The 19,323-nt window shown below is 62.5% G+C and carries 20 protein-coding genes; 5 read left to right on the top strand and 15 right to left on the bottom strand.

Going from position 1 to position 19,323, the window contains the following annotated elements:
* Window positions 1-260: 260 nt before the first annotated feature.
* The 5 genes from Q0D52_RS01160 (at window position 261) to Q0D52_RS01140 (ending at window position 6,883) form a co-directional block, all read left to right on the top strand.
* Window positions 261-1,874 carry an ABC transporter substrate-binding protein gene (locus tag Q0D52_RS01160; protein ID WP_294379602.1) on the top strand — a complete coding sequence of 538 codons (1,614 nt, stop codon included), beginning with the start codon at window positions 261-263 and terminating at the stop codon, window positions 1,872-1,874.
* A gap of 134 nt (window positions 1,875-2,008) precedes the next feature.
* Window positions 2,009-2,911 (top strand): SGNH/GDSL hydrolase family protein, encoded by a 903-nt coding sequence (locus Q0D52_RS01155; RefSeq protein ID WP_294379601.1) that lies wholly within the window; start codon window positions 2,009-2,011, stop codon window positions 2,909-2,911.
* A 142-nt stretch (window positions 2,912-3,053) separates the two neighbouring features.
* Window positions 3,054-4,010 (top strand): ABC transporter permease, encoded by a 957-nt coding sequence (locus Q0D52_RS01150; protein ID WP_294360649.1) that lies wholly within the window; start codon window positions 3,054-3,056, stop codon window positions 4,008-4,010.
* Window positions 4,011-4,013: 3 nt separating this feature from the next.
* Window positions 4,014-6,035 (top strand): dipeptide/oligopeptide/nickel ABC transporter permease/ATP-binding protein, encoded by a 2,022-nt coding sequence (locus Q0D52_RS01145; RefSeq protein WP_042432938.1) that lies wholly within the window; start codon window positions 4,014-4,016, stop codon window positions 6,033-6,035.
* Window positions 6,035-6,883, top strand: coding sequence for an ABC transporter ATP-binding protein (locus tag Q0D52_RS01140; RefSeq protein ID WP_294360654.1), 849 nt, complete (start codon window positions 6,035-6,037; stop codon window positions 6,881-6,883). Before Q0D52_RS01145 ends, Q0D52_RS01140 begins: the two co-directional genes overlap by 1 nt.
* 52 nt (window positions 6,884-6,935) lie before the next feature.
* Here Q0D52_RS01140 and Q0D52_RS01135 read toward each other — a convergent pair whose 3' ends face one another.
* From Q0D52_RS01135 to Q0D52_RS01065, 15 genes are all read right to left on the bottom strand, one after another.
* Window positions 6,936-7,616 (bottom strand): N-acetylmannosamine-6-phosphate 2-epimerase, encoded by a 681-nt coding sequence (locus tag Q0D52_RS01135; protein WP_294360656.1) that lies wholly within the window; start codon window positions 7,614-7,616, stop codon window positions 6,936-6,938.
* Window positions 7,617-7,700: 84 nt separating this feature from the next.
* Window positions 7,701-8,756, bottom strand: a complete 1,056-nt coding sequence (locus tag Q0D52_RS01130) for an ROK family protein (RefSeq protein ID WP_294379599.1) — start codon at window positions 8,754-8,756, stop codon at window positions 7,701-7,703.
* Between the two features lie 116 nt (window positions 8,757-8,872).
* Window positions 8,873-9,817, bottom strand: a complete 945-nt coding sequence (locus tag Q0D52_RS01125; RefSeq protein ID WP_294360660.1) for a dihydrodipicolinate synthase family protein — start codon at window positions 9,815-9,817, stop codon at window positions 8,873-8,875.
* A gap of 181 nt (window positions 9,818-9,998) precedes the next feature.
* A complete protein-coding gene (gene nagA, locus Q0D52_RS01120; protein WP_294379597.1) occupies window positions 9,999-11,141 on the bottom strand; it encodes an N-acetylglucosamine-6-phosphate deacetylase in 1,143 nt (380 codons plus the stop codon).
* Window positions 11,142-11,229: 88 nt separating this feature from the next.
* Window positions 11,230-11,955 carry a glucosamine-6-phosphate deaminase gene (nagB, locus tag Q0D52_RS01115; RefSeq protein ID WP_294379595.1) on the bottom strand — a complete coding sequence of 242 codons (726 nt, stop codon included), beginning with the start codon at window positions 11,953-11,955 and terminating at the stop codon, window positions 11,230-11,232.
* A gap of 85 nt (window positions 11,956-12,040) precedes the next feature.
* Window positions 12,041-14,218 carry a hypothetical protein gene (locus tag Q0D52_RS01110; protein ID WP_294379593.1) on the bottom strand — a complete coding sequence of 726 codons (2,178 nt, stop codon included), beginning with the start codon at window positions 14,216-14,218 and terminating at the stop codon, window positions 12,041-12,043.
* 85 nt (window positions 14,219-14,303) lie between these two features.
* Entirely contained in the window at window positions 14,304-14,930 is a 627-nt protein-coding gene (locus Q0D52_RS01105; protein WP_114620232.1) for an adenylate kinase, read from the bottom strand.
* A 97-nt stretch (window positions 14,931-15,027) separates the two neighbouring features.
* Window positions 15,028-16,308, bottom strand: a complete 1,281-nt coding sequence (secY, locus tag Q0D52_RS01100; protein WP_294360671.1) for a preprotein translocase subunit SecY — start codon at window positions 16,306-16,308, stop codon at window positions 15,028-15,030.
* Window positions 16,302-16,751, bottom strand: coding sequence for a 50S ribosomal protein L15 (rplO, locus tag Q0D52_RS01095; protein WP_118349607.1), 450 nt, complete (start codon window positions 16,749-16,751; stop codon window positions 16,302-16,304). The genes secY and rplO overlap by 7 nt, the downstream gene beginning before the upstream one ends.
* 161 nt (window positions 16,752-16,912) lie before the next feature.
* Window positions 16,913-17,104 (bottom strand): 50S ribosomal protein L30, encoded by a 192-nt coding sequence (gene rpmD, locus Q0D52_RS01090; RefSeq protein WP_042432910.1) that lies wholly within the window; start codon window positions 17,102-17,104, stop codon window positions 16,913-16,915.
* 3 nt (window positions 17,105-17,107) lie between these two features.
* Window positions 17,108-17,629 carry a 30S ribosomal protein S5 gene (gene rpsE / locus Q0D52_RS01085; protein WP_042432906.1) on the bottom strand — a complete coding sequence of 174 codons (522 nt, stop codon included), beginning with the start codon at window positions 17,627-17,629 and terminating at the stop codon, window positions 17,108-17,110.
* Between the two features lie 14 nt (window positions 17,630-17,643).
* The gene (rplR, locus tag Q0D52_RS01080; protein WP_042432903.1) at window positions 17,644-18,012 is read right to left on the bottom strand and encodes a 50S ribosomal protein L18; all 369 of its coding nucleotides are present in this window, start codon (window positions 18,010-18,012) and stop codon (window positions 17,644-17,646) included.
* 32 nt (window positions 18,013-18,044) lie between these two features.
* Complete coding sequence (gene rplF / locus Q0D52_RS01075; RefSeq protein WP_294161402.1) at window positions 18,045-18,584, bottom strand: 50S ribosomal protein L6; 540 nt, start codon at window positions 18,582-18,584, stop codon at window positions 18,045-18,047.
* A 19-nt stretch (window positions 18,585-18,603) separates the two neighbouring features.
* Window positions 18,604-19,002, bottom strand: coding sequence for a 30S ribosomal protein S8 (gene rpsH / locus Q0D52_RS01070; RefSeq protein WP_042432896.1), 399 nt, complete (start codon window positions 19,000-19,002; stop codon window positions 18,604-18,606).
* A gap of 109 nt (window positions 19,003-19,111) precedes the next feature.
* Window positions 19,112-19,297: a type Z 30S ribosomal protein S14 gene (locus Q0D52_RS01065; RefSeq protein WP_042432893.1), complete on the bottom strand. Its 186-nt coding sequence runs from the start codon at window positions 19,295-19,297 to the stop codon at window positions 19,112-19,114.
* Between the last annotated feature and the right edge of the window lie 26 nt (window positions 19,298-19,323).

Below are 19,323 nucleotides of genomic sequence, written 5' to 3'. Positions count from 1 at the left end.
CCCGCTCGCCGCAACCGACCCGACCGCCGCTCACCCCGCTTCAGCGACCGCCCACCGCGGCGAGACCCCGCCGAACGCCTCACCGAAACGCCCCGCGCACAAGGGAAGTTCCCCGTAACGACTGGGTAAAAGCTTTACCGCTGCTTTATTTTCGGGGCCCGTTCATGGATAATGAACCTGTTTGCTGTAGTGCATGCGCGAAAGGCGCATGCGCAGGCTCGGGGCGAAAACCGCCTCGACAGATGAACGGAGGGAATCCCATGGAACAGCAGTATTCTCTGTCTCGCCGCACTTTCCTGGCGGGCAGCGCCGTTGCCGCCGCAACGGCCGGCCTGGCCCTGAGCGGCTGCGGCAGCAGCTCCTCTTCCGAGGGCGGCAAGCCGAGCGGCTCCGCTGCCAACACCGGCGGCGTGATCACCGCTGCTTGCAGCTACAAGAACGCTAACTACAACCCCATCGGCGCAAGCTCCGCTCTGATGCTGCCCGCTATCCAGCACTGCCTGGAGGGCCTCTACGAGCTGGATTACTTCACCGGCGAGTCCAACGCCGCCCTGGCCGCCGGCGAGCCCGTCAAGGTCTCCGAGACCGAGTACGAGGTCGCTCTGCGCGAGGGCGCCACGTTCTCCAACGGCGAGGCCGTGACCGCCGCCGACGTCGTGGCCGTCATCGAGGCCAACAAGGCCAACGCCACCTACAAGGACATGCTGTCCTTCATCGACACCGTCGCCGCCAAGGACGACGCCACCGTGTCCTTCACGCTGGCCTACCCGTTCGTCGACAGCGACAAGCAGCTCAAAGAGCGCCTGTCCCTGTGCCGCGTGTTCCCGGCTGCCGAGATCACCAAGGAGACTATGACCACCCCGCCGACCGGCTCCGGTGCATGGGCCTTCGGCGAGTGCAACGGCGAGGACGGCGGCGAGCTGAACTTCGTCCCGAACCCCAAGTACAACGGCGCCAAGCCGGCTTCCGCCGACGCCATGCAGTGGCTCGTGCGCGTTGACAACACCGCTCGCGTGACCGCTCTGCAGGAGGGTACCGCCATCGCCGGCGAGAACATCCCGTTCTCCAACATCGACCAGCTGGTCGGCGCAGGCGTCACCGTCGACAGCGTCGACAGCTACGGCATCGGCTTCCTGATGTTCAACTGCCAGAAGGAGCCCTTCAACGACAAGCGCGTCCGTCAGGCCTTCCACTACGCCATCGACTACGACAAGCTGATCAAGAACCAGCTGGGCGGCAACGCCGAGACGCTGACCTCCTACCTGCCGAAGGACAACCCGGCCTACCACGAGGCCTCCACGGTCTACAAGTACGATCCCGAGAAGGCCAAGTCCCTGCTCAAGGAGGCCGGCCAGGAGAACCTCGAGGTCAAGCTGCTCGTCATCGACAACTGGATCAAGGACCTGTCCGCTCAGATCCAGCAGGACCTGCAGGCCGTCGGCATGAACGTCACGCTCGACGTGCAGGCTGCCCCCTACCCCACCATGGCAGCTTCCAAGACCGACGAGATCCTGCCCTTCGACGTGTTCCTGGCCCCCGGCGACGTCTCCTGCTTCGGCACGAACGCCGACGTGCATCTGGCCTGGTTCTACGGCGAGAACACCGACTGGTGCCAGGGCCGTTCCTGCTGGGCTAAGGCCGGCGACGGCAAGTGCCAGGAGTTCAACGAGTACCTCGACCAGGCTCGCAAGGCCACCGATGCCAACACGCGCCAGGAAGCGTACAACAAGTGCTTCGACATCATCTCCGAGGAAGTGCCGCTGTACCCGCTGTTCCACAAGAAGGTCGTCACCGGCTACTGGGCCGGCCTCATCGAAGGCTTCGAGCCCAGCCCGACCACCGGCCTGTACTTCCAGAACGCGAAGCTGAAGTAATAACCGCCAGGTTATAGGCTGCAACCGGAAAGCCCGCCTCATTTCGAGGTGGGCTTTCTTTGCGTCTTGACCCCATGCGCGCGCGAAGCGTATACCATGAACACGTCAATTCAATTTAGGGGGGTTATCACCGCATGACACGTTTGTTTTCCGTATACGGAGACTCCATCAGCTCCTTCGAGGGCATCCTGCCGCAAGGCTGGCGCGTGTTCTTCGAAGGCGAGCAGCTCGAGCTCACCGGCGTGAAGACGCCGCACGACACCTGGTGGGGCCAGGTCATCGATCATTTCGGCGGGCAGTTCCTGGCCAACGCATCCTGGTCGGGCTGCGTGGTGGAGGGCCGCGACTTCCCCGTCGGAGCCTCGCCAGAGCGCATCGAGCATCTGCAGGCCGACGGGCGTACCCCCGATGACATTCTCGTGCATATCGGCATCAACGATTATGGCTGGGGCTCGGGGTACGCGCAGATATGCGCGGCAACGCCTTCCGCACCGCCGAAGCTTGCGGCAGAGTGCCCCGACCATGGCAAAGTGGCGGGCATGGCCCCCGAAGGCACCCTTGCCAACTTCGAGGAATCCTTCCGCCGCATGCTGGCCACCATGCACGCTCAATACCCGAGCGCCCGCATCTGGGTCTCCACGCTGCTGCCCGGACGCGTGAAGGGCGCGCATCGCCCCACGTCGCCGCGCTGGTTCCGCGGCATCTGCGTCGACGAGTACAACAAGATCATCCGCGCAGCCGCGGGCGATGCCGACAGCTGCTACCTCGTGGACATGCAGGCGTTCGGCTACGACTACGACGCCATCGACGGAACCCACCCCACCGCGCTGGGCATGAAGCAGATGGCGTCCATGTTCATCCGCGGCATGGAGCAGGCCGACCCCGAGCTGCCGCGCACCCCTTACGACGGGCACGATCTATTCCCCGACGAGATGAAAAGCGCCGAGTTCTGCACCAAGCCCTGCGTCGGCTGCGAATACGCGCGCGGCACCGGCAACAACTGGTGGCACGTCTGCGAGAAGCAGTTGGCTGATTAGTTATCCTATTTCGCCGTTTATCTGCGAAGATATCTTGCAAATCGGTATAATGTGGAAGGTTTGCCAGCCTGCGTGGGCTGAACGATTGCAAACCACGTAACGTAAGCATGCTCTTATGAGCCTACAGAAAGGAGGGGATCGAGTGAACAACCTGCTTCGACTGATCGGCAATCGCCTGCTTTGGCTGCCCATCATGGTGTTCGGTGTCACCGTTCTCGTCTTCTTCCTGATGTCGCTTTCGCCTATCGACCCCGCCTTCTCGGCGCTTGGCGAAAACGCGTCACCCGACCAGTTGGAGGCCTACCGCGTCGAGCACGGCCTCAACGATCCGCTGATCGTGCGCTACGGCGACTACATGGCCGGCTTCTTCCATGGCGACCTGGGCACGTTCGGTCCCTCGAACCAGTCCGTGTCCGCTCGCATCGCCACCGCGCTGCCCATCACGCTGCAGCTCGGCTTCTTCGGCTTCATCATCGCCATCGTTGCCAGCGCCATCCTCGGCGTCGTGTCCGCCCTGTATCGCGACCGCTGGCCGGACCAGGTCATCCGTATCTTCTCCATCGCCTGCATCGCCACGCCGTCGTTCTGGCTGTCGGTGCTGTTCATCCTGTTGTTCTCCTCAACGCTGCACCTGTTGCCGGCATCCGGCGCCCTGCCTGCGTTCACGCAAGATCCCGGCGGATGGCTTGCGCGCATGGCCATGCCCGGCATCGCCCTTGCCGTGCCGCTGACCGGCCAGATGACGCGCATCATCCGCACGTCCATGGTCGAGGAGCTCGACAAGGATTACGTGCGCACCGCCCGCGGCTTCGGCATCCCCTACGGCACCGTCGTCGCCCGCAACGTGCTGCGCAACGCGCTTATCACGCCCGTCACCGTGCTCGGCCTGAAGTTCGGCTACATGATCGGCGGCGCCGTGGTCCTCGAGGTCATCTTCGCGCTTCCGGGCATGGGCATGGCCATCGTCTCCGGCGTTACCTCGAATTACGTCATGTTGGTTCAGGGTGTCGTTCTCGTCGTCGCCATCACGTTCATCATCGTGAACGTCATCGTCGACATGCTCTACATCCTTATCGATCCGCGAATTAGGACGGTGTAGAGTATGGTTCAACTTCGTGGCGACCTCACCAAGAAGATGGAGGACGGCGCCGGCAAGGTCCGCTTCCGTCGCTGGAAGAACATGACCATCGGCGCGCGTATCTCACTGGTCATCCTCATCGCTATCATCGTCGTGGCCGCTCTGGCCGACTTCATCGCGCCCTACAGCCCCTACGAGATCTTCACCTCGTTCTGCGCGCCTGATTCCGCGCACCTGTTCGGCACCGACGACAAGGGCCGCGACGTTATGTCCCGCCTGATGTGCGGCGCTAAGTACTCCCTGGTCATCGGCCTGGGCGCTACCGGCTTCGCGCTGGTCGTGGGCTCCATCATCGGCGCTATCGCCGCCGTTGTGCGTCCGCGCATCGCCAACGTCATCATGCGAATCCTGGACATCATCATGTCCTTCCCCGGCATCGCGCTTGCCGCCACCTTCATCGTGGTGTTCGGCAACTCCGTGCCCTCGCTCATCTTCGCCATCGGCTTTCTGTACATCCCGCAGATCGCCCGTATCGTGCGCGCCAACGTCATGAGCGAGTACAACCAGGACTACGTCCGCGCAGTCGTCGTCTCCGGCGCCCGCGCCCCGTGGATCCTGTGGAAGCACGTCGTGCGCAACTGCGTGGCCCCCGTCCTCGTGTTCACCATCGTGCTCGTGGCCGACGCCATCGTGTTCGAGGCCTCCCTGGCCTTCATCAGCGCCGGCATCCCCGAGCCCACCCCCACCTGGGGCAACATCCTGGCCGACGCCCGTAACGGCGTGCTAGCCGGCCGTTGGTGGCAGGCGCTGTTCCCCGGCATCATGATCATGCTGACCGTTCTGTGCCTCAACATCGTCTCCGAGGGCATCACCGACGCCATCGCCGCGCCGAAGAGCGCCGTGAAGGTTGACGAGAACGACCTGAACAAGGACCGCGAGGCCGACCGCATGGTCGCCGACCCGACGCTGGCCTACGCCGCTCAGGCCGACATGCTGAACAAGCGCCTGGCCGCCCTTAAGGAAGCCGAGCTTACGCGCACCGACCGCTTCGAGGCCCGCACCGACGTGCCGCCCATCCTGGAAGTAAAGGACCTGTGCATCAAGTTCCCCCGCCATGGCGACGTGAACGTGGTCGACCACGTCAGCTTCGTGGTGCGCCCGCGCCAGACCATGGGCCTTGTGGGCGAGTCCGGCTGCGGCAAGTCCATCACCAGCTTGGCCATCATGGGCCTGCTCGACAAGAAGGCCGAGATCTCCGGCGAGATCATGTACGACGGCAAGAACCTGCTCAACCTCTCCGACAAGGAGATGAACGAGCTGCGCGGCCGCGAGATCGCCATGGTCTACCAGGACGCCTTGTCCTCGCTCAACCCCTCCATGCTCATCCGCTCCCAGATGAAGCAGCTGACCAAGCGCGGCGGCACCCGCACCGCTGAGGAGCTGCTCGAGCTGGTCGGCCTGGATCCGAAGCGCACGCTCGATTCCTACCCGCATGAGCTCTCCGGCGGCCAGCGTCAGCGCGTGCTCATCGCCATGGCCCTGACGCGCGACCCCAAGCTGGTCATCGCCGACGAACCCACCACCGCCCTTGACGTGACGGTCCAGAAACAGGTCATCGACCTGCTGAACAAGCTGCAGCACGAGCTTGGCTTCGCCATGGTGTTCGTGAGCCACGACCTGGCACTCGTTGCCGAGGTCGCCAACTCCATCACCGTCATGTACGCAGGCCAGGTTGTGGAGCAGGGCCCGGTGAAGGAGATCCTCACCAACCCCATCCACGAGTACACGCGCGGCCTGCTCGGCTCCGTTCTGTCCATCGAGGCCGGCGGCGCACGCCTGCATCAGGTTCCCGGCTCGGTGCCTTCGCCGAAGGACTTCCCCGAAGGCGATCGCTTCCGTCCGCGCTCCAGCCACCCGGACAAGACGTCGAACGTGCGCCCCATGCTCAAGCGCGTGGCGAATTCCGACCACTACTACGCCGAGCTGCCTGACAGCGAGCTGAAGCGCATCGGCGTCAAGCCCTATCTCACGGGAGGTGCGAACTAATGGCCGAAGCAACCAACAATGCCGCCGTCGCCAACAACGATGAGCAAACGCCGATCATCTTCCTTGATGATATCCATGTGGTGTTCAAAACGCGCACCGGCTCGCTGCTGCACCCCAACAAGGTCCACGCCGTCAACGGCCTGTCCCTGAAGCTCATGCCGGGCCAGACCATCGGCATCGTAGGCGAATCGGGCTGCGGCAAGTCCACCACAGCCAACGTCATGTGCGGTCTGCAGACCCCCACGTCCGGCCACGTGTACTTCAAGGGCACCGATGTCACGAAGCGCTCCGCAGCGCAGCGTAAGATTATCGGCCGCGTCATCTCCGTCGTGTTCCAGGACCCGGCAACAGCCCTGAACGCGCGTATGACCGTGCGCGAGCAGCTCATGGACCCCATGATCGTGCACAAGGTCGGCGACGCGAAGTCCCGTGAAGCCCGCGTGCGCGAGCTCATCGAGATGGTCGGCCTTCCCAACAGCGTTCTCGAGGCGCTGCCCGGCCAGATGTCCGGCGGTCAGCGCCAGCGCGTGGCAATCGCCCGTGCGCTGTCCCTGAAGCCCGATGCCATCATCGCCGATGAGCCCACCTCGGCCCTCGACGTGTCCGTGCGCGCCCAGATCCTGAACCTGCTCATGGATCTGAAGAAGGAGCTCAACCTTGCCATGGTGTTCATCAGCCATGACATCCAGACGGTCCGCTACATCTCCGACCAGATCATCGTCATGAACCATGGTCAGGCCGTTGAGCGCGGCACCGCCGAGCAGATCTTCAACAACCCCAAGGACGACTACACGCGCCTGCTCCTGGGCGCCGCCCCGTCCCTGCTCCATCCCGACCTGGGTAAGTAGCAACCTATAAAAAACGCCCCGCCAAACGGCGGGGCGTTTTTTATGCCGCGAACTACTTGCCAGCAGCCTCCACGAACCAGCTGGTGATGCTGGTGGGATGCGTGATGGCGGTGCCGACCACCACGGCCCACGCACCAGCGTCCATAGCCGCCTTCGCATCGGCCGGCGTGTGCACGCGGCCCTCGCAGATAACCGGTTTGTCGGGGAACTCTTCCACCGCCTGGCGAACCAGCGCGACATCCGGGCCGTCGGCCATACCGCAATCGATGGCGGCGCCGGGGTGCGAAAGCGTGGTGGAGGCGATGTCGCAGCCGATGGCGAACGCATGGCGGATGTCCTCGATGGTGGAGCAGTCCGCCATCACGAGCACGCCTTCCTCCTTCAGCGGGCGCACCGTGTCCTCGAGCGTCTTACCGTCAGGGCGCGGGCGATCCGTAGCGTCGATGGCCACGATATCGGCGCCGGCCATCACGCAGGCGCGCGCATGACGCAGCGTAGGCGTGATGTAGACGCCCTCATGGCCTTCCTTCCAGATGCCGATGACGGGCACCTCGGTGCGACCCTTGATAGCCGCGATGTCGGACAGGCCCTGACAGCGGATGCCGCCGGCGCCGCCCAGCTCGCACGCACGGGCCATCTGCGCCATGGTCTCGGGGTGGCGCAGGGGCTCGCCCATATATGCCTGGCAGCTGACGATGACCTTGCCGCGCAATTGCTCGATGATGGGATCCATTTCCCTATCCTTTCATAATCGAAAACAAGCGGCGCCCGTAGCCGCGAATCCACGGCGCCGGGCGCTGCGATATACCGATGGAGGCTACTCCTGCGGCTCTTCCCTATCCATTTGCTCCTGGGAGCCATGCGGCTCGTCGAGCGGTTCAAAACCCTGGGCATCGTCAAGCTCATCCAGCTCCTGCTGGGCCTCGACGTCCTCCAGGTAATCAAGCAGGTCCTCGGCAGCGCCGATGAGCGGGGCGTGACCGCCCAGCTCGGCCGCAAGGATGGGCAGGCCGCGCTGCGCCAGCGGGATCTGGCGCTCGAAGCCTTCCTGCACCGCCGCGCGCCACTTCGTGCCCGCTTTGGGCACGGAACCGCCGATTACCACCATGTCGGGATCGAGCAGGTTCGTGATACCCGCAATGGCCTCACCCAGGGCGATGCCGGCGGTCATGATGACCTTGTGCGCCGCAGGCTCGCCTTCGGCTGCACGGCGGGAGATCTCGGCGCCGTCGATGTGGTTACCCGTGACCTCGGCATAGCGCGCCTCGATGCCGCTTCCCGATGCCACCAGCTCCAAATGCCCGGAGCCGCCGCACACGCACGGGATGCCGACGGCCTGCGAGCAGGCGATATGCCCGATCTCGCCGGCAAAACCATGGTTGCCGCGAACCAGCCGCCCATGGGCGATCACGGCACCGCCGATGCCCGTGCCGGCAGCGATCATCATGCACGTATCGGCCCCGCTGGCAGCGCCCCAACGCGCTTCGCCGAGCCCATGGGACTGCACGTCGTTGAGCACCGAAACCGGCAGCTCGCAGGACTCCTCCAAGCGCTCCTTGATGGGCTGGCCGGTCCACCCGGGCATGATCTCGTTAGCGTACGCGATACCGCCCGTGACCGCGTCCACACGGCCTGCGGTGGACACGCCGATGCCGAGCACCTGCTCGCGGCGCGAACGCGCCTCGGCAAGCACCGTGTTCGCCACATCGCACACGGTGACGAGAACCGGGCCGCCCCCGCGCTGCGCCTGCGTGGGCACCTGGGTCTCGAACACGACTTCAGGGGCAGCGTCGATCTGCTCGTATCGCAGCAGCGCGCCGGCGATCTTCGTGCCGCCGATGTCAAGCGCCGCAACGTATGCGGGATATTCCATGCACCCCACCCTTCCCTTTTCGAAAAGCACCTTATCACCTGGTGCTAACCATGGTACCGCAAACAAAAAAGCCGGCGCGGATGGAACCTGCGCCGGCTTGCAAAAGCGAAGAAAAGCTACTTGCGGATGGGAGCGTCCGCGTCCATGAGGCCGGCCTTCTTGATGACCTCGACGATGGCCGCGACGTCCTCGCCCTCGAGCGGCTGAACGGGCTCGCGCATCTGGTTCGTGTTGAACACGCCCATCTGCCACAGAGCCGTCTTGAACGCGCCCACGCCGGCGCCGAAGCCAACGGTGGCCTTGACCACGCGGGTCAGGAACATCAGGCGGGCCAGGTGGTCTTGGATCTCCTTGACGCGGTTCCAGTCGCCTGCCTGAGCGGCCTTCCACTGCTCCACATAGCTGTGCGGATCAAGGTTGGCCAGACCCGGAACGCTGCCGTCGGCGCCGGCCAGGTACGCGCCGTCGACGCACACCTCATGACCGGTGAGCAGCTGCAGCGGATGACCGGCGTCCTCGTTCTCGAGCACCAGCCAGCGGAAGCTGACATCGTCGCCGGAGGAGTCCTTCACGCCCTGCAGCACGCCGTCCTTGCCAAGACGCACCAGCATGGTGGGGTCGAGCTTGGTGTGCACGCACACGGGCAGGTCGTAGGCGAACAGCGGCAGGTCGGTATGCTCGCGGATTGCGCGGAAGTGACGCTCGGTCTCCTTCGGGCCGCCCAGAGCGTAGAACGGAGCGGTGGCGACGAGCGCGTCGACGCCATAGCCCTTGGCGCGCTTGGCCTGGTCGACCACGCGCAGGGTTTCCATGTCGATGATGCCGGCGAGCACGGGCACGCGATGGTTCACGATGGCCACGGCCTCCTGCAGCACGTGATAACGCTGGGCATCGGTGAGGAACGCGACCTCGCCCGAGGAGCCCAGGAAGAACAAGCCGTCGACGCCGGCGTCGATCATACGGTTGATGGAGCGCTCGAAGGCCTCCAGGTCAAGCTGCTTCTTCTCGGTCAGCGGGATGACCACCGGGGGGATTACGCCGTGGAACGGGGAATCGGTCATGATGAGTACCTTGCCTCTTTCTTTCTGTTGAGCAAACTTCAATGAGGATAGTATCGGGGTTCGCGGTTCGTCAACGCGCTGGCCAACGTTTCACAAACAAAGGATGGAAACCGCCTTACGGCGCGAATCGCTGCCCGAACGGCGCGCAGCGCATTCGCACAGCGCAGCCACCGGCCCGGTGCTACGCAAGCGCCTTTCCCCGAAGCACCACGTGCTTGATGTTCAGGTCGCGATCGAGCACCACGGCATCGGCCTGGTAGCCCGGGGCGATGGCGCCCAGCTTCCCATCAAGGCCCAAGGCGCGGGCCGGGTTGACCGTTGCGGCCTTCACGGCGCTGGTCAACGGGATGCCCATGGAACGCACCGCCGTGCGCATGCAGGCCATCACGTCGGAGACGCTGCCCGCCAGGCTGCCGTTGGCGATGGTGGCACGGTTGCCCTTGACGAAGAACTGCTGGCCACCCAGCTCGTATTCACCATCCCCCAAACCGCAAGCGCGCAAGCTATCGCTGATCAAGATCATGCGGTCGTCGCCGAACAGGGCGAACGCCAGGCGCACCATGGCCGGATGGATATGCACGCCGTCGGCGATGATCTCGGCCGTGACGTCGTTGCGCTCCGCACCCGCGGCAATGGGGCCGGGCTCTCGGTGATGCAGCGCGGGCATGGCGTTGAACAGGTGCGTCATATGGCGCGCGCCGGCATCGAAGGCTGCGCACGCATCGTCGTAACCGGTGCACGTATGGGCGACGGACACACGCACATCGTGGGATACCTGGCGGATGAACTCCAGGTTGCCCGGCTGCTCGGGCGCCACGTCCACAAGCTTGATGAGCCCCTTCGCCAGCTGCTGCAGCCGCTCGAACTCCTCGATCGAGGCGCTGCGCACGTACGCGGGGTTCTGCGCGCCCACCTTGTCAGGGGCGATGTAAGGGCCTTCCATGTTGATGCCCACGATGCCAGCCTCCCCCGCCGCGGTTTCGTGCGCGGCCACGCTGGCCACGATGGGTGCCAGCCGCTCCTCGGGAAGCGTCATGGTAGTCGGGCAGATCGAGGTCACGCCACGGCGTGCCTCGTAAGCCGCGATGGCGGAGATACCCTCATCGGATGCATCGCAGAAATCGTGGCCCATGGCCCCGTGGAAATGCACGTCTATCAAGCCGGGGATCACATAGCACCCCGATGCATCCACCGTATCGGCGCCACCGGCATCGCACGTTGCGGCCCCCGACGCCTCGATGCGGGAGAAGGCCTGCCCCTCCACCACCACATCGCGCTCGCGGAAGCATTGACCGTCGAACACCTTTCCGTTTGCAATGCGCATATCCGCATGCTCCTTTCAAATATGGAAGGGCTTCCCGCTTTGGCGGAAAGCCCTTCTGTTGTGTTATCGATTATAGCAACAACACGCCTTACAGCAGCGAGCCGGCCTCAGCGTCCACCACGACGGTGACGTTAGGATGCAGCTGCAGCACCGACGCGGGAACCTGCGGGGTGACGGGGCCGAAGAACGCGTCGCGCACGATCTGCGCCTTATCGACGCCGCTGGCCACCACCAGGATGGCGCGCGCCTTCATGATGGTGCCGATGCCCATGGTGTATGCCTCACGGGGGACCTGGTCGATGGACTCGAACAGGCGGCTGTTGGCGTTGATGGTACTCTCCGTCAGCTCAACCACGTGAGTGCGCACGGGGAACTCATCGCAAGGCTCGTTGAAGCCGATGTGGCCGTTGTGGCCCAGACCCAGCAGCTGCAGGTCGATGCCGCCGGCCTCGCTGATGGCCAGCTCGTAAGACTCGCAAGCAGCCTCCGCATCGGGGTTGGCGCCGTCGGGGACGCTGGTGGCCTCGGGGTCGATGTCGACATGGTCGAAAAGGTTCTTCTGCATGAAGTAGCGATAGCTCTGGTCATGCTCGGGGGACAGGCCGCGGTACTCGTCCAGGTTGAACGTGGTGACCTGCTCGAAGCTGATGCAGTCGGCCTGGAAGTCCTCCACCAGGTCCGCGTACAGCCCGATAGGCGTGGAGCCGGTTGCCAAGCCCAGCGTGGAAGCCGGGTCCACGATCAGCTGCGCAGCGATCAGATCAGCCGCGCGACGGCTCATATCCTCGTAGGTCTCCTCGATGAACAGTTGCATGTGATGCCCTTTCTTTCGCCGTTGAAATCGGTCGGGGTTGACAATGTGAGCTAGCACGCAGCGACTACCCGCTACGCAATGCCGCCTAGGTCCAGAACAACACCGTCTCGATGATGTCCTGATACGACCAGGGGTAGATATCGGAGAACCATCCGGTTTCCGGGACGAAGCAGATAAGCGAGATGTACAGCACCGAGATGCAGACGAGCGCCAACAGCCCCTTCATGAGCAGCACCTGGGCCGTCAACCCGGGTCTAAGGTTCTCGTTGACGATAAACGCCAGAAGCACCGATGCCGCCAGGAACATGAAGCTGAAGTCCGCATAGTAGCGCTGCAAGATGCCCGCCATCTGCGCATCCATGAGCGCAACCACCACGCCGCCGAACAGCAAGGCGATGATGACGCCGGCGATAGTGCGCGTCGAGCGCTGCTTGAAACGCAAGGCCAGGATACGGCGCGAGAACGGCAGGATCCACAGGATGGGAAGGCACGCCAACACGCCGCCGAACGTGACCTCCTTGATGGTCTGCCCCAGGTACGTGGTCTCGAACGGAGCAGGCTGCAGGAACGGGAACACGCCGGTCATAGATGGCGGCTGCAGGAAGTACGCGAACAGCGCCGGCGCCAAACGCCCGATGTTCCAACCGCGCTTGGTCATGTCGTTGACCGTCAGGTTGTAGTTCGCGCCGAAATCGGTAAAGCTGCCGAAGCGCGCATGGTTGTACAGCATCAGCCCCGCCGCAACCACAATGTACGGCGCCATCAAGCATGCGAACTCGATCGCACCCTTGCGCGTGAGGATGGTTCGCTTCGTGATGTACTTGCGCCAGAATAAGGGGAACGCCACCAGCGACAACACGATAAGCTGCGGGCGGCATCCGACGACCAGGGCCATGCACAGGCTTCCGCCCAGGTACCAGCCACAAGGGCGCTTCGCCGCACGGCCGCGCATCCACAGATACAGGCCCCATACCGAAAACGCCAGGCCCATGGAAATGGGAAGCGAATAGAACGTCGGGAACTTCAGCAGATACAAGATGCCGCAGCACATGACCAGCGGAATCTGCAGCAACAGGTACAAGCCCAGGCTGACGCGCTTGAAATGATAGCGCGCGAACCTGTCGAGCAGAGCCGAACAACCCAGCACGAACATGATGACGGCTATGAGCACGCCGATAGCCGTCGGGAAATTCGACCCGGTCAGCAAATAGAACGGCAAGTAGAACACAAGCACGGGAACCACGCCGAAGTACACATAGTAATGCCCGTCGTGGTAGGCAACGTCGAAGAGGTACTCCTCGCCCGTTTCCTTCTGCAGCTCATCGCGGGCGCCCTTGTCGTAAGGGTCGTCCATTTCCTGAAGCCATTGCGGAGGGGTTTCCTCCAGGTACAACTGGCCATGAGCCATGGACTTGGCAAGCTCGGCGTACTGCTGAGCATTCTCACCGCCGACTTTGAACGTGTTGGCGATACCGGTGCCATCCCACGACCCGGAGTTGTAGGTGCTGGTAGCAACGCCTACCAGGTTCGAGCCCATAAACAAATAGGAGCTGAGCAACACGATCTCGATAGCCACGGCGGTGATCAGCGCAGCCTTGGATTTACGCGGATTGCGAACGATGCCGATGCGGTAGATGGCCGACTTCGGACGGAAGATGAATGCAAGTGCCAGAATACCCAGCGTGAGCAGGAAGCGCGTTTGGTTGAACAGGAACGGTTCCCGAGCGTTGATGGACACGTCTGAGAGCTTCACCGGGTAGTTGATGTCCTCGCCGGTGATGGTGATCTTAAGGTTGGAAACCAACCCCGTGGTGTTCAGATTGATGTACTCGCTTTGATCGCACAGCGTGTTGACATCCACCTCGGGCACGCCGACCGTGTACTCGGTGGAATCGAAATACGTGCTGTGGGCCTCGTCGGTGAACTGGATCTTCACCTTCAGCTGCTGGGCAGGTTGCCGATAATCGAAGTTCAACCACACGTTGTGAACCTCAGAGTTGAGGTTCTTGAACTCGATGACGTGATTAACCTCGGTAACTCGATACTGGTTGTCAAGCGTCTTCGTAAGAGCCAGACGGTTGTTCAGATTGGTAGTGTGGTACCCTGCCGTGCGGAAGTAATTGAAGTTGAACACGAACGTTTCCAGCACCAAAGCCGCAAGCACCAACAACACGGCGCTTTTCAACACGTGCTTTACCGTAGCGCCATGCTTAAGCATAAGCTGCTGGTGCCAGTAGGATATGTTCTGTTTCATGGTAGGCATACGGCGAACCATTATACGGGATAAGCAAAGGGAGGGGTAGTTTCACCCCTCCCTCTCAAGCAATATGCACGTTTTACGGCAAATGTTACAGACCCAGAGCCTGCTTCACATCAGCGTACACAACGTCGACGTCGCGGTCGCCGTCGATGGACACGAGCAGGTCGCAGCCGCGATAGTAGTCGATCAGCGGAGCCGTGGACTTCTCGTAGACGTCAAGGCGGTTGCGAACCGTGGCTTCGTTATCGTCGTCGCGCTGGTACATCTCGCCACCGCAGGCGGGGCATGCAGCGTCGGCGACGGAACCGATGTGGCCGCACTCCTTGCACATACGACGAGAGGTCAAACGCTTGACGATGACCTCGAAGTCGACGTCGATGAGCAGAGCGGCGTTCAGCGGGCGCTTAAGCTCGGCAAGCATGGTGTCAAGAGCCACAGCCTGCGTGGTGGTACGCGGGAAGCCGTCCAGGATGACGCCCTTCTCGGTATCGGGCTGCTCGATGCGCTCCTTCATCAGATCGATGATCAGGTCGTCGGGAACCAGCTCGCCGGCGTCCATGAAGCCCTTGGCCTTAACGCCCAGAGGGGTCTGATTCTTAACGGCAGCGCGAAGGATGTCGCCCGTGGAGATATGGCACAGGCCGCAATCCTCGACCAGCTTGGCAGCCTGCGTGCCCTTACCGGCGCCCGGGGCGCCCAGCAACACGATGTTCATGGTGAAGCAATCCTTTCGAGATATGCAGATAATGCACTTGCATCATAACAAAAAGGGAGGGCCCTCGGGCCCTCCCTTCGGTAACTGCAAGGTTTCCTTACTTGAAGAAACCGTCGTAGTTATGCATCTTCAACTGGCTTTCAACCTTGCTCATGGTATCGAGCGCAACGCCGATCATGATCAGGATGGAAGTACCGCCGAACGCCTGGATAAGCGTGTTGCCGGTAAAGTAGAAGATGATGGTCGGCACAACCGCGATGACCGCGATGAAGATGCCGCCCGGAAGCGTGACGCGATGCAGCACGTTCTTGATGTAGGTCACGGTAGCGGAACCGGGACGAACACCGGGAATGAAGCCGCCCTGCTTACGCAGATTGTCCGCCGTCTCCTCGGGATTGAACACCATGGAGGTGTAGAAATACGCGAAGAAGACGATCAGCGCGATGGTGAGGATCCAGTTCAACCAACCCGTGGAGATGGCATCGGCGAAAGCCGTCAACCAACCCACGTTGAACAGAGCCGCAAGCTGAGCCGGGAAATAGATCAGGCAGCTTGCGAAGATGATCGGGATAACGCCCGCCGCATTCACCTTCAAGGGAATGTAGGTGGACTGACCGCCCATCATCTTACGACCCTGCACGCGCTTAGCGTAATTCACCGGGATACGGCGCTGTGCGCGCTCCACGAAGATGATCGCGGGGATGCACACAAGCACCACGGCCAGGATAAGCACCGTGATGGCGATGCCCATACCGGTGTCGGTGGTCAGGTTCACCGAAGAGAAGATGGCCGAAGGCACACGGCTGACGATACTCACGAAGATGATGAGCGACATGCCGTTGCCGACGCCGCGCTGCGTGATGAGCTCGCCCATCCACATGATGAACGCGGTACCGGCCACCAACGTGAACACCACCAGGATATCGGTGAGGATCTCGGGCACCTCGGAAGAGAACACCACGCCGTATTGCGGGGACTTGAACAGCAGCAGGTAGCCGATGGCGTTGATCAGGCCCAGGGCCAGCGTCAGGTAACGCGTGACCTGGGTGATGCGACGCCTGCCGGTCTCGCCTTCCTTCGCCCAACGGCCCACCGCCGGGATGACGCCCTGCATCAGCTGCATGATGATGGATGCGGTGATGTAGGGCATGATGCCCAGCGAGAATACCGAGAAGTTCGAAAGCGCGCCGCCGGTGAACAGGTCCAGCATGGTCATGGACACGCCCGAATCCTGGAACGAGTCAGCGAACTCGTGGAACGGGATGCCCGGAACCGGCACGTAGGAACCGAATCGATAAAGCGCAAGGATGCCCAGCGTGAACAAGATCTTCTTGCGCAGCTCGGGAACCTTGAACGCGTCGATGATAGAGCTTAGCAAGGCTCTTCGACCTTTCCGCCAGCTGCCTCGATCTTCGCCTTAGCGGAGGCAGAAACCTTGTCGACCTTGATGGTCAGGGCCTTGGTGATGTCGCCATCGCCGAGAACCTTCACCAGGGCGTCCTCATGCTTGATGATACCCTTGGCCTTCAGGGAAGCACCGTCGACGACGTCGCCGGCCTCGAACTTCTCCTCGAGACGGGAGACGTTGACGGGCAGGTACTCGACGCGGTTGATGTTGCGGAAGCCGGGCAGCTTCGGCAGACGACGGGCCAGCGGGGTCTGGCCGCCCTCGAAGCCGGCGCCCTTGCCGCCACCGGAGCGGGACTTCTGGCCGTTCATACCACGGCCGGCGGTCTTGCCCTGGCCAGCAGCGTGGCCGCGACCGACGCGCTTGCGGTTCTTACGAGAGCCCTCTGCGGGCTTGAGGTCCTTGAGTTCCATTCTGTTTCTCCTTGCAGATAGCTTACCGGGCTCCCGCCCGGTGCTGGCAGCTCGCCGCCAGCAAACTTCCAATACAGCCGATTGGCGCGCCGGAAAGCCGACACGCCAATCGAGAATTCTACCCTACGAGGGATAGTATGCCAAGGTGGCACCTGGGAACTTTACAGCTCCTCCACCTTGATGAGATGCTTCACCTTGAAGATCATGCCACGGATGTTGGCATTGTCGACCTGGTCGATGGAACGGCCGATCTTGCCAAGGCCCAAGGCCTTCAGCGTTGCAGCCTGATCCTTCTTGTAACCGATGGAGCTTTTCACCTGCGTAAGACGCAGCGTCTTCTTAGCGTCAGACATGGGTTACTCCTTCCAGCCGTAGATCTTGGCAACGGAAATGCCACGACGCTCGGCGACAGACTCGGGGGACTGCATTTCCTTCAGACCCTCGGCCGTGGCCTTGACCACGTTCATGACGTTGTCGGTGCCCAGAGACTTGCACAGGACGTTCTCCACGCCGGACAGCTCCAGGACGGCACGGGCAGCGCCGCCGGCGATAACGCCGGTACCGGGAACAGCGGGCTTGATCAGAACGCGACCGGCACCGAACTCGCCGATGATCTCATGCGGCAGCGTCTTCTCGTCGGTCAGCGGCACGGAGAACATGTTCTTCTTTGCGTCCTCCACGCCCTTCTTGATGGCCGTAGGCACTTCCTGGGACTTGCCCATGCCGATGCCGACGTGGCCGTTGCGGTCGCCCACGACCACCAGCGCGGTCAGACCGAAGCGGCGACCACCCTTGACGACCTTGGACACGCGGTTGATGTAAACGACGCGCTCTTCGAGCTCGGGAGCTGCGGCGTTCTCTTGCTTGTTGCGAGCCATAGACTAAACCCCTTCTAGAATTTCAGACCGGCTTCACGAGCAGCGTCGGCCAGAGCCTTGACGCGCCCATGGTACAGGTTGCCACCACGATCGAAAACGACTTCCGTGATGCCGCATTCCTGAGCCTTCTTGCCTGCGATCTCACCGAGAGCGGTAGCGCCCTCGACGTTAGCGCCGTTCTTGCCCGTGGCCTTGAAATCAGGGCCCAGGGTGGAAACGCCGCACAGGGTCTTGCCCGCAACGTCGTCGACGAACTGCACGTAGATGTTGTTGTTGCTGCGCGTCACGCAAAGACGGGGACGCTCCGGCGTGCCGGAGATCTTACCGCGCACGCGACGATGGCGACGGGCCAGCGCAGCTTGCTTTTTCTGAAGCTTATTCATGGTAATCCCTTCGTTCAGTTACGCTTGCGCGCTTAGTCCTTGCCAGCCTTGCCGACCTTGCGGCGGACATGCTCGCCCTCATAGCGGATGCCCTTGCCCTTGTAAGGCTCAGGCTTGCGCCATGCGCGGACGTTGGCGGCCACCTGGCCGACCTGCTCCTTGCTGATGCCGGAGACGACGATCTCGGTCTGGCTGGGAACCTCGAACGTGATGTTCTCGGGGCACTCCATCAGAACGGGGTGCGAGAAGCCCAGCTGCATCTCCAGGTCCTTGCCCTTCAGCGCGGCACGATAGCCGACGCCGACCAGCTGCAGCTTCTTCTGGTAGCCGGCGGAAACGCCCTCGACCATGTTGTGGATGAGGGTGCGGGTAAGGCCGTGCAGGCTCCTGGCCTCACGGGAATCATCAGGACGGGAGACGATAATCTCCTCGCCTTCCTGGCTGATGGTCATCATGGGGTTGAACTCGCGGGTGAGCTCGCCCTTGGGGCCCTTGACCGTCACGATGTGGCCGTCGATCTTCACGTCGACGCCGGCAGGAACGGTAACGGGCTGCTTGCCGATACGAGACATAAACCTATCCCTTCCTTTCCTACCAGATGTACGCGATAACCTCGCCGCCGATGCCCTTCTTGCGGGCGTCGCGGTCGGTCATCACGCCGTTGGACGTGGAGACGATTGCAGTGCCGAGGCCGCCCAGAACGCGGGGCAGCTCGTCCTTGCCGGCGTAGATGCGCAGACCCGGCTTGGAGATGCGGCGGATGCCGCGGATGGTCTTGGCCTTCTTCTCGCCGTACTTCAGCGTGATTTCGAGCGTGGCACGAGGCTCGCCTTCGACAACCTCGTAGCCGGCCACATAGCCCTCTTCCTGCATGATGCGGGCGATCTCGACCAGCTTCTTGCTGGAGGGCATGGAGACCGTAGCCTTGCCGGCAGAGTTAGCGTTACGCACGCGCGTAAGCATATCTGCGATAGGGTCAGTCATGGTCATAGTAAGTTTCTCCTTTGGTTCGTGATGAGCCGATCGGTTCGGTTCGGATAGGCGCCCTTAGCACCCCCGCCTGAACCGTGGCACACCCGTACGTACCTTGTGTTGGGGCCTACCAGGAAGCCTTGGTCACGCCGGGCAGCTCGCCTTTGTTGGCCAGCTCGCGCAGGCACACGCGGCACAGGCCGAACTTACGGTAGTAAGCGCGCGGACGCCCGCAACGCGTGCAGCGATTGTGCTGGCGCGTGGAGAACTTCGGCTCGCGCTCGCTCTTGGCGATCATCGATTTCTTTGCCATGCAAATCCTTCTTTCTTGTTTCCAAG

Origin of the sequence: uncultured Senegalimassilia sp. (assembly GCF_934630535.1) — a bacterium.
In the GTDB taxonomy this organism is placed as follows: domain Bacteria; phylum Actinomycetota; class Coriobacteriia; order Coriobacteriales; family Eggerthellaceae; genus Senegalimassilia.
This window is presented reverse-complemented; position numbering and strand designations above follow the sequence as displayed.